The following is an 11,969-nucleotide window of genomic DNA, read 5'->3' as shown; positions in this document are numbered from 1 at the left end:
TTACTCCTTTGGGTGTGCAAAATATATAAAGGACAGGATTACTGTAATTATTAATGACAGTAATCCTGTCTTTTTGTCATTATACTCTATTTGACTTCTTCCCCCTTCCATCAAGCAGGTTTATTCCTACACCATCCATGTGAAACTGTGAAAAATATGCCTTATTCTATAAAATAGAAAGATAATAATGTAAAATAGACGGCTATTTGCAAAAAAACACCGGTAATATGTTGATAGACTTTAATTGAATTACTTATAGGACATATGGTAGTATAAAACTGTAAATGTAAATTAATTACAGCGACTTAAAAATTTTCAAAAAGGAGATGCTTCTATGAAGAAAAGTATGTTCTTAAAGCGATTCATTTCTATGTTGGCTGTCATTTCTATGGTGTTGCTTGATCTGACAGGAACAGGTACTCAGGTTGCAAGTGCAGCAACAAAAAATGATCCCGTCTTTAAAGAGGCAATGTACAGAAATATTTTGGTAGGGAAATCTTATGATTTCAATATCAAAAATAAGCCAAAGAAAGCATCCTACCAATGGAAAAGCAGCAACAAGAAAGTTGCAACAGTTAATAATAAGGGGCTTGTAAAAGCAGTTGCTCCCGGTAGTACAACTATTAGCTGTAAGATTAAAACAGGGAAAAAAACCATAACACTTAAGGCAAAAGTATATGTAAAGAAGCCTTCTAAGAACCCGGCTACAAAGGTAGCTATTAATAATAAGATACAGTCCATGGCTGTAGGTGAAAAAATCGACTTAAATTGTACTTATACGCCTGCAAAAGCATCTGACTTTGTAAACTGGACCTCAAGCGATACTACCATAGCCAAAGTGGATGCCAATGGAGTTGTAACTGCATTAAAAAAAGGTACCGTAACAATTAAAGCTACCACACTTAATAAATCTCGTACAGATAAAGTAAAAATAAAGGTGTCACCGGAAGTTACGGTATCCAATCAAGAACGACTTAATCAGGTTCTAAAAGCAGGCAAAGCCAGTACAATTATAATTAGCTCCAATAAAAAGATGGAATTAACAATTCCAAAAGGTAACTATAAGGGTAAAGATTTGATTGTTAATGCACCAAAGGCAATAATACATAATAATGGAGTATTTAAAACCATAACAATACGTGATTTAAAACAAGGTTGGAAGGAATATGCTAAAGGTAATACACTACATGTGGCTACATCAAGTAAAATAACAGTTGAAAAGAAAGCAGATTGTGGGATTGTTGTAGATAAAAGTAAAATCAATCTGGACCTTACCATAAACGGAAAAGCAAAAATTGACGCTATACAACCATGTGATATTAAATTCAATGGAAAAGCAAAAGAACTTCCTACATTGAATATTGAAACCCCAGGTGTTAAAATTAATACAAATATTGTCCTTAATATAAATGCTTCCTATCAAGCAGTACTCAGAATAGAAAAGGAGGCAGCTGCAAAATCAAAGATAACTGCAGTGGATACTAATGCAATACCGAAAGTAGAAGGCAAATACAAGGTTAATGTAGAAGTTAACGGTAAGGTTTATAGTGTTGGTGCTGATACACCTACGCCTACACCTACACCAAAGCAACCGACACCAACGCCAAAACCATCGAAACCTACACCAAAACCACCAAAACCCACACCACCTGTAGATGAGAAAATAAAAGTAGATGATAAGGGATTTACAGCTGAAGGTAGAATCGTAGCTTATTTTGGAACTCCTAAGATTGACGGTGAAATTGATGAGGTTTGGAATAAAGCCCCCTTGATTAAGCCGCCCTATACAAGTAATGCATCAGTAGAAGCAAGTGCAACATTTAAGCTATTATGGGATGATTATGCACTATATATCCTTGCCCAGGTGAAGGATCCCAACATGACACTGGCACCATATCAAGAATATGAAAAAGACTCCATTGAGATATTCCTTGATGAAAATAATGATAAGACATCATCATATGGTTCTGATGATTTACAGTTCAGAGTAAATTACGCCAATGAACAGTCATTGGGGAGTGGCGATCTTAGCAGATTCTATACTGCAACTAAGATAGGTGATGGATACTACATTATAGAAGCAAGAATTGAATTACAAAAAATTGCTGCAAACAATAAGATTTACGGTATAGAATTACAGGTAAATGACGGTATTGGAACAAGTAGAGCAGGTACTATTAATGTATTTGATACAACAGACAGTGCATGGAGCAACCCAACTGTATTTGGAGAAGTGATTCTAACCGGTAAAAAATCCGAAGATAAGCCCGGACTTAATCTTTATAAGTTACTTAAGTTAATCGATACTGCCGAGAAGATGGAAGTTACAGCTGTATTATTTAAGGCAAACTTAAAGGCAGCAAAAGATGTAGCCGCAAAAGATAAATTAACTCAGGAGGAAATTGATATGGCTTATGATTCTTTAAATAGTGTAATTGCATTTGAAAATGCAGTTACAAAAGCAGCAAACATGGACTTATCCCTATATCAGGCTGAGGGGGTAGCTGCTGTAAGGAAAGCAATTGAAGAAGCTGAAAAACTTCTAGGTAAGACAGAGGTAAGGGTTAATGAGATGAATGAAGCAATGGCTGCATTAGATAAAGCAATTGCACAGTTAAAAGTAACCGGCTTTGACAAAGACGGTAACATGGTTGCTAAGTACGGTTCACCTGTGATAGATGGTGAAATCGATAAGGTATGGGATGAAGTTGATTTTGTTCCGGCCACTCCATCAGGTTCAGGCTCTACAGATACCAGTGCTAAATTTAAAGTATTATGGGATGATAAGGCCCTCTATGTTTTGGCAGATGTTACTGATAATGCACTGGATACATCATCAGGTATCGTATATAACAGAGATTGTGTTGAAATCTTCCTGGATGAAGGGAATAATGCCAAAGAAAATATCTTTGATCTTGACGATACCCATTACAGAATCAGCTGTGATAATAGGCTTTCTGCAGATCGCGGTAGTTTGGACCGGTTATATACTGCAGTATCTGAGAAGAAAGATTCTGAAGGAAAGGTAACCGGTTATATTGTAGAAGCCAGAATCGCTCTTCAAAACCCAGCAAAGGGCAACAATATCTATGGTTTTGAGTTGCAGTTAAACGATGCTAAGAATGGCAACAGAACTGGTACCTTAAATGTGTTTGATAAAACAAGCACTGCTTATTTAAGTCCGACAAAATTCGGTAAACTTGTTCTTTGTGAAAAAGATGCCGCAGATGTAATGGGCTTCAATAAATATGATTTGTTGAAACTGGTAAATATCGCAAATGATATTGAATTAGCCCGCTATACCGATGATACAGCAGCAAGGGTAAGAGAACTGCTTGCCAAAGCGGATGCAACCATTGCTACAGGTGACCAAGCACAAGTTGACGCTTTGTATGATTCTTTAGATCAAGCAATCAGGGCCCTTGTTCATAAAGACATTAAAGACATAGATCCGGAATTAGCAAGAATTAAAGAGTTCAGAAGAATTCCTGCAGAGTATCTTACTGCAGAACCTTATGATGAAAAAGCAAAGGGAACTGTTGTAAGAGAATATTATGATACATATGAGTATAGTGACGATGGTGTAGCTGGTAATGCAATACAAAAAGATATGCTTGTATATCTTCCGGCAGGTTATAATGCTGAAGATAAAAATACAAGATATAATGTCTTATACTTAATCCATGGTACCGCAGAAGATCAAAATACAGTATTTGGCGATGATGATCCTAATGTAACTACTGTAATGAAGAAAGTCCTTGATATGATGATTGCCAATGGTGAACTTGATCCAATGATTATTGTTACCCCTTACTATAGAGGTATGGAATCAGGAAGATTACAATATGAATTAATCAATGAGATAATGCCTTTTATAGCTACAAAATATAATACTTATGCTGCTTCAGGTTCTAAGGATGATCTAAAAGCTGCAAGAAGTCATCATGCAGTTGGAGGTTTTTCTCAAGGAGCAGGTTGTACATTTACCCTTATGAGGAATCGCTTTGATTACTTTAAGTATTATATTCCCTTAAGCGGTGGTCCGGGAAATAATGATTTTACAAGTGCGGTAAAAGGTTATAATTTGACCGATTACTATGTATTTGCAGCTACCGGTACGGATGATATAGCATATAGCGGCATGGTAAATGCAATTCCTGATATGGCGAATTATAAAGATAGTGAAGGCAATCCGATTTTTATCTACAATGCAGATTTATCACAAGGTAACTTATACTTACTCTTGTTAGAAGACGGTACCCATACATGGCAATGTGTAAATCAGTATTTATATAATATTTTACCGGATTTATTCTTTGCTGAAGAAACACCTAATCTTGATTCGGATATAGTAACTGATGAGAAGGGATTTACGGCAGATGGGAAGATAGTTGCTAAATACGGAACACCTAAGATTGACGGTGAAATTGACGAGGTTTGGAATAATGCAATTGAAATTAAGCCTCCTCATACAAACAATGCAGCAGTAGAAGCAAGTGCAACATTTAAGGTGTTATGGGATGATAATGCACTTTATGTTCTTGCCCATGTGAAAGATCCTAACATGACAGATGCACCCAGTCAATTACATGAGCAAGATTCCATCGAAATATTCCTAGATGAGAATAATGATAAGGCATCCAGGTATGGATCCGATGATTTACAGTTCAGAGTTAATTACAAAAATGTTCAGTCAGTGGGCAGTGGTGATATTAGCCGTTTCTATACAGCTACTAAGATAGGTGATAATGAATATATTGTTGAAGCCAGAGTTGAATTACAGAATCTTGCTTACAATAATAAAATACTTGGCATAGAACTACAGGTAAATGACGGCATTGGATCTAGTAGAGCAGGAACCATTACTTTGTTTGATACAACTGATAGTGCATGGATGAACCCGGCCGTATTTGGTGAAATTGTACTTACCGGTAAAAAGCCCGGAGATGCTCCAGGACTAAATCCATATAAGTTAATGACTTTAGTGGAAACTGCTAAGAAGATGGATGTAACCGGATTTACTAAGGGTGTGGAAGCTTTCACAACAAGACTTAATACTGCAAATACAGCAATTGGTACTGCAACAACACAGGCTGAACTAGATGGGGCATATAATGCTTTGAATGATGTAATAACCTTAATGGGTGCCATTCAAAAATATGCCGGTTTGAACTTAGATTACTTCAACAATGGGGAAAAGATTAAGAATGCAATAGCTGCTGCAGAAGATATTCTTGCTAAAACCGAGGCAACAACTGAGGAAATAATGCAGGCAAGAGACGCATTAGATGAAGCAATCAAAGATATTGGAAGCTATAGCTTAAAAGATGTATATGCAGATAAATTCTATATAGGGGCAGCAGTTCATTTAAACGGTTTAGGCGACGAGAAATATACCCAGAATTTATTGTCCCAATACAATAGTATCACTGTGGAAAATGATATGAAGCCGGAGGTACTATTAGATCAAGCGGCATCAAAAGCTGCAGGGGCTGTTAAATGTGACTTTACGAAAATGGATCAATATTGTGACTTTGCCGTAGAGCATGGTTTAAAGATGAGGGGACACACCTTCGTATGGCATAGCCAGACGCCGTCTTGGTTCTTTAAAGAAGGATTTGATGATAATGGTGCATATGTAGATGCATCTACTATGGATATTCGACTTCAGCAGTTTATAGATGAGGTATTTGAACATATTAAAGAAAAATATCCGGGTCTCTTCTATGCTTACGACATCTGTAACGAAGTAGTATCTTCCATGAGTTTGGAATCATCCCATTGGAAAAATGTTTATGGAGACTACTCATTTGTTACAAAGGCATTTGAACTGGCAAGAAAAGCTTCAGAAGGTACTGGTATAAAGCTATATTACAATGACTATAACGAATATGATCCAGGAAAAGCGGAACAGATTATTGAATTATTAGCAGATGCAAAAGCAGCAGGTAATGTTGACGGCATCGGTATGCAGAGCCATGTAAATATTTATTATCCATCGATTGATCAATACAGAGAAACCATTGATAAATTTGTGGCAGCAGGTTACGATGTTCAGATTACGGAACTTGATATTGCCACAGCAATTAATGGCAACGGACCGGCACCGGATGCAGCTATGGCTGCTAAACAGGCACAGATTTATAAAGAATTGTTCCAATGTTATATAGATTATAAAGATAAGATCTCATCTGTAACATTATGGGGTATCAATGATCAGCATTCATGGCGGGGATCACAAGATCCATTGATCTTTGATAGAGAATACAAAGAAAAAGATTCATATTGGAATATTATTTCTGTTGGTTTGGCGGCAGAAAAATAGAAAAACTAAGTTTTGAAAAACTGATGATTGGGTAATAATGAAATAAAAAACATAGTGCCCATAAGCTGTAGTATTAAGTTATAATAACAGCTTTGGATAACACAAAACCCAGGCTTTATAAAGCCTGGGTTTTGTGACTTTTATTGATTACGGAAATATATAAACTGTCCTAAAATGCCTATTAGAAGGGAACTTTTTATGTGGCAGTAATTGATCAAAATGAACTGGTATTAGGGAAATTACTATTGTTTTTATTGTGTATGTAGAAGATAATAAAAGATAGAATTAAGTAAGGAGTATAAAAAATAATTCTAACAGAAGTACCTGCTAAGTTGATATTAGTAATGGTAGCGAATAATACAAAGAATTAGTTTCCAGAAAAAAGCTAGAAATGAGGTAATGATTAATGGAGAATAAACTTAAGGTTGCATTTATATGTGTTCATAATTCATGTCGAAGCCAAATAGCCGAGGCACTAGGTAAGTACTTTGCAGGAGACATATTTGAAAGCTACTCTGCCGGCACAGAAGCAAAACCTCAGATTAACCAGGATGCTGTGCGCCTAATGAAAGAGCTTTATGATATAGATATGGAGAAAACTCAATATTCAAAGTTGTTAGATAAAATACCTGCAGTAGATATTGTTATTACAATGGGATGTAATGTGGAATGCCCTTACCTTCCATGTAAATACAGGGAAGATTGGGGACTGGATGATCCCACAGGTAAAAGTGATGAGGAATTTAAAAAAGTAATATCAATAATAGAAGCGAAAATAAAAGAGTTAAAAGAAAGACTAAAGTCATAATAGATAGGACTTTACTGCAAAGCACTCAAAAAGAGGATTGTTATATTCTACAATCTGGGATCTGTCACTACGGGTTGTAATAATATCACTCAAATTTGTCATAATATCGCTCCAATGTGATATATTTTGATATTTTTAAGTGTTAAATAGATATACTATTCGATATTCGAGCGATATTATTATAAATGAAATAAAAACAATTATCAAGTGGTTAAGGAGAGAGGATATTGAGAATACGGGTGGATAAAAAGTACTTTGGAGATATGCAATTCTATAAAAAAGCATTAGTAATTGGAATTCCTGTTATGCTACAGTCACTTATTCAAAGTCTTGTTTCGCTGATTGACAGCTTTATGGTATCAGGCCTTGGAGATATTAAGATGTCGGGGGTTAATATTTCAGGGCAGGTTTTATTTATCTTTATGATATTACAAGGTGCCGTCTGTACATCAGGTGGAATTTTTCTTACACAGTTTTCAGGAGCAAAGGATAAAGAGGGTATGCAACAGTCCTTTGCATTTAAACTTGTAACATCCTTCTCCTTGGCATTCGTTTATTTTCTAGTTACTATGGTCTTTACAAGAAAAATACTAAGCCTTATGGTCATTGGAAATACCCAGGCAGCTTTAATTTTAGATCAAGGAGAGGAATATATGTTTTTAATGGGATTTATTGGCCTACAGTCAATTATTTCCTATATCATTGCTTCTTCTTACCGGGAGATAGGAAAGGTAAAAGTTCCATTGATTATTTCTGTGACAGCGGCACTAATCAATACCATCTTAAACTATGGATTGATTAATGGAAATTTAGGCATGCCAAGACTTGAAGTAAAGGGAGCAGCATATGCTACCATCATCGCAAAAACCATTGAAATGATTCTTTTTATTGTTTATACAATAAAAGATAAACCGGACTTTATCGATCTATCAGTTCTCAAACGCATTAATTTTAAACTTTTTGGACAGATTCTAAGAAAAGGCTCCATGATTATTCTCTCACAGATGATGTGGGTTGTTTCAGAAACAATTACAACAGCCATCTATAATGGTAGGGGCGGAGCCGATGTAGTATCTGGTATGGCAGCAAGCTTTGCCATAGCAAATCTATTCACTGTGTCTTTAGGCGGAATTACTACTTCAACGGGGGTTGTTATAGGAAAATCCCTTGGTAGTAATCAACTTAATCAGGCTAGACAAGAAAAAATATGGATGTTATCTGCAGCAGTAGTATTTGGATGTATTATGTGTTTGATAGGTTATAGTACTGCAGTATTGGTGCCAATAGTATTTGGTAGCTTAAGTCAGAACGCAAAAAACATATGCAAAAGTATGCTAATGATGATGGCAATGTTCATGCCATTATGGACGTATTTAAATACTCAGTTGGCTGTTTCACGGGCAGGTGGAGATACAAAGGTCTGTATGTGGGTAGATGGTTGTACTACTCTGGTTACGATTCCTATGCTGTTTCTTATGGCTGCTTTTACGAGCTGGAGTCCAATTATTATGTATCTGTCAGTAAAACTCTTTGATGTTGGTAAAATAATAATTGCTCATTTTGAATTAAAAAAAGAGAGATGGGTTGTAAATCTTTCTGATAACTAGCCTAAACAAGTTAAGGAAACTATAAAAGAGGTGAAGCTGTGTTTTAACTGCAAGGATAACACAATATGGTGAAAGGCATCAAGTTTAATTTGCTTCTTAAGAATTTAAAATCTCCTGCTATGTATAATCCATTAATTAGACGGTTAGCAATGAAATCAGGTTTTAGCAGTATCAAGTAGTATTTGGAAGTCATGTCTGAGCTTATTCAAAAATTAGTAAGTGTATTTCCTATAACACAAGGTATTCAATTGATGAAGGCAGCTTTTCTCGGACTTACAGTAGATAACATAAAACTACCTGTGATTGTTATGGGGACAGTAAGCATACTGTGTACAGGAATTTCTATTAAATATTTCAAATGGGAGTAGTATGTATTGGGTTTGCTATTACAAGAGATGAATGGATTACATAAAAAAGGGGTTGAAGTATGCTTATACTTTGTAAAATTAAGATATCGAGCGCTTGATGAGAATAAATTTATGGAGATCCACAAATTTAACTTTTAATAGGAGTTGACAGGATTGATGTAAAATTATAGTGATATAACACTAAATATGTTTGACCTAGAAGTAATAATATGGTAAAATTCACTGAGAAACTTCCTGCAAATTATTGATTATGAGTTAGAAGGAAATTATATGGAACTTAAAGTAAGAAAAGTCAAACTTAAAAGTAAAGACGTAAAGGCGATTTATTTTGATTCATTCCCTCCAAATGGGCGGTTGCCATTTTGTATGATGGTTGTTATGTCAAAGCTTTGGAATACGAAATTCCTCTCTTTTTATGATAATGACAAATTGTGTGGTTTTATATACTTTGCTGTCCAATTTAAACAAGTTTTTCTTATGTTCTTTGCAGTAGATAAAGAATTACGTTCAAAAGGCTACGGAAGAGAAATATTGAATGAATTGAAAAAACTTTATCCTATGAAAAAGATGATTGTTACAATTGAGTATGGTAATACCGACAAAACCAAAGAACAGGAACGCCGTAAACGCTTTTATCTTAATAATGATTTTAAGGAAACCGGCTATTTAATAAGGATGGGCGGTGTAGAACAAGAAATACTTGTTAGAAATGGGCAGTTCAGTAAAGTAAAATTTCGCGCATTTTTAGCATTATACAGCAATGGAATACTTTGGCCAAAGATTTGGAAAAAATACGATGTGGGAAAAGTTCGGTAAATATTCTCTCGCAAAGGGATCAAACCTTAATGTAACTATTGTAATGCAAAATGGTATACTGTTTATAAAATAATCAAGAAATATCTAGTAGAAAAAAGATATTTAAGATGGGTGACAATCATTATATGACCTTATGGGATTAATTATAACTGGCCACTAAATTTTGTTAGGGGCCAGTTTTTTACGCCTATGGACATAGGTTTCTAATTAAGTGTACCAAACTGCTGACAGTGAAAGACTCTAGGAAGCGTTATAATCTGTCACTCCCTTTCTTGCTCTAGGAGATGGAAAAAGTTGATTTGCCTGTAGTAAGCATATAGGAGTATAATAGTAATGATAAAATAGAATAAACAAAGGAGTTATTTTACATGAAGTACTTAAGCAAAGAAAGTAATATAAAAATGATATCAGACCTATCAAATGCAATGGGGGTATCGGGTTTTGAGGATCAGGTAGTAGATATAGCTAGAAGTTACAGTGAAGGTCTAGGAAAGATAAAAGAAGATACTATGAGAAATCTTTTCATATATCGTAAGGAAAATTCCGGTAGACGTCCTATAGTGCAATTGGATGCTCACAGTGATGAAGTGGGTTTTATGGTGCAAGCTATTCGTCCCAATGGTTGTCTGCAGATTATTCCCATTGGAAGCTGGGTTACCAGTAACATTCCTGCTACAAAGGTGTGGGTAAGAAATAGCGAGGGCAAGTACATACCCGGTATTGTAGCCAGTAAACCACCTCACTACATGAGTGAGCTGGAGAAAAAGTCAGCATTGGACTTTGGACAACTTACTGTGGATATAGGAGCCAGATCAAAGGAGGAGGCTGTAAAAGAATTTAAAATTCGAATCGGTGAGCCCATTGTTCCATTTGCCGATTTCACCTATGACAATGAGCGGGATATCATGATGGGAAAAGCCTTTGACAACCGATTGGGATGTGCCGGTGTTATTAGTGCCTTAAGAGCACTTGAAGGGCAGGAGTTAAAGGTAGATGTGGTAGCAGGAATTGCTTCCCAGGAAGAGGTAGGTGCAAGAGGTTCCGTAATTACTTCCAGGGTAATTAAGCCTGATGTGGCCATTGTATTTGAAGGCTGCCCTGCAGATGATACTGTAGTAAATACATATGAGATACAGACAGCTTTGAAGAAGGGCCCGATGCTAAGGCATATTGATGCCAGGATGATTACAAATCACCGCTTCCAACGCTTTGCACTGGATTTGGCAGATAAAAAAGAACTACAGGTTCAGGAAGCAGTTAGGGCAGGAGGCTCTACCAACGGATCAGTTATCCATCTATCTAATGAAGGAGTTCCGACTATTGTAATTGGTGTTCCTGTAAGATATGCCCATACCCATTATGGTATTTCATCCTATTTTGACTTTGAGACTAGTGTCAAATTAACATGTGAAATCTTGCAGGAACTAGATGAAAGCATTATTAGAAGCTTTTAATAACAGTTTAACTTAAGCCATTTAAATAATTTCACTAATGATGAAAGAGTGGAGGGGAAAAATATGAGCAAGATAATATCTACTTTTAAGCAATTAGTATTTTTTATCGCATACATAATCCCACTGTACTTTTTTTCCTGTATAAGTTTTCCGATAACGGATTTTTTTCGGGGAAAAGAAAATGATATATGGGTAGCCTTATTACTTGCTATGTCATTTGCCTGTTTATGGTCAGTTTTATATGTTCATATTGCAAAAGGTATTATCAAAACTGATATAAAAATACTACTAAAAACAAACAAGTTACTTTATCTTGCTTTCGCTGTAGTTGTAATTATTTTCACTATGTTGACTTGGTTTAATGAATTACCTATACCTAATCCAATTGAAGTGATTAATACTACTCCACTATTAGGTTTATTCGCCTTTTTAGGATGGATAGTTTTAACAGGGATGATTGTAGCTTGTTTAGGCCTGTTCTTTATTGTCTCATATGTGGCAATAAAATTAGTTGATAATCATCCAAAAATTGTAACTATGTTAGCCCTCCTATTTTTAATTTTATGGCTATTGAGTTTGAAGTTGTGGTAG

6 protein-coding genes are annotated in these 11,969 nt (G+C 35.6%); all 6 read left to right on the top strand.

Going from position 1 to position 11,969, the window contains the following annotated elements; translation table 11 throughout:
- The first annotated feature begins 334 nt into the window (after positions 1 to 334).
- On the top strand, positions 335 to 6,325 hold the full coding sequence (locus SD1D_RS06930) for a sugar-binding protein (RefSeq protein WP_058258264.1): 5,991 nt from the start codon (positions 335 to 337) through the stop codon (positions 6,323 to 6,325).
- Between the two features lie 406 nt (positions 6,326 to 6,731).
- Entirely contained in the window at positions 6,732 to 7,133 is a 402-nt protein-coding gene (locus SD1D_RS06925; RefSeq protein WP_058258263.1) for an arsenate reductase ArsC, read from the top strand.
- Positions 7,134 to 7,360: 227 nt separating this feature from the next.
- The gene (locus tag SD1D_RS06920; RefSeq protein ID WP_087758839.1) at positions 7,361 to 8,740 is read left to right on the top strand and encodes an MATE family efflux transporter; all 1,380 of its coding nucleotides are present in this window, start codon (positions 7,361 to 7,363) and stop codon (positions 8,738 to 8,740) included.
- A gap of 638 nt (positions 8,741 to 9,378) precedes the next feature.
- A complete protein-coding gene (locus SD1D_RS06915; RefSeq protein ID WP_058258262.1) occupies positions 9,379 to 9,924 on the top strand; it encodes a GNAT family N-acetyltransferase in 546 nt (181 codons plus the stop codon).
- 368 nt (positions 9,925 to 10,292) lie between these two features.
- On the top strand, positions 10,293 to 11,378 hold the full coding sequence (locus SD1D_RS06910) for a M42 family metallopeptidase (protein WP_058258261.1): 1,086 nt from the start codon (positions 10,293 to 10,295) through the stop codon (positions 11,376 to 11,378).
- A gap of 63 nt (positions 11,379 to 11,441) precedes the next feature.
- Complete coding sequence (locus SD1D_RS06905) at positions 11,442 to 11,969, top strand: hypothetical protein (protein ID WP_058258260.1); 528 nt, start codon at positions 11,442 to 11,444, stop codon at positions 11,967 to 11,969.

Origin of the sequence: Herbinix luporum, assembly GCF_900070325.1 — a bacterium.
Taxonomy (GTDB): domain Bacteria; phylum Bacillota; class Clostridia; order Lachnospirales; family Lachnospiraceae; genus Mobilitalea; species Mobilitalea luporum.
The sequence above is the reverse complement of the archived record's forward strand: the minus strand, read 5'-3'. Positions and strand labels throughout refer to the sequence as shown.

Excerpts from the sequence above, each read along its gene's own strand:
- SD1D_RS06915 (WP_058258262.1), top strand. The coding sequence starts at position 9,379 with ATGGAACTTAAAGTAAGAAAAGTCAAACTTAAAAGTAAAGACGTAAAG.
- SD1D_RS06930 (WP_058258264.1), top strand. The coding sequence starts at position 335 with ATGAAGAAAAGTATGTTCTTAAAGCGATTCATTTCTATGTTGGCTGTC.
- SD1D_RS06925 (WP_058258263.1), top strand. The coding sequence starts at position 6,732 with ATGGAGAATAAACTTAAGGTTGCATTTATATGTGTTCATAATTCATGT.
- SD1D_RS06910 (WP_058258261.1), top strand. The coding sequence starts at position 10,293 with ATGAAGTACTTAAGCAAAGAAAGTAATATAAAAATGATATCAGACCTA.
- SD1D_RS06905 (WP_058258260.1), top strand. The coding sequence starts at position 11,442 with ATGAGCAAGATAATATCTACTTTTAAGCAATTAGTATTTTTTATCGCA.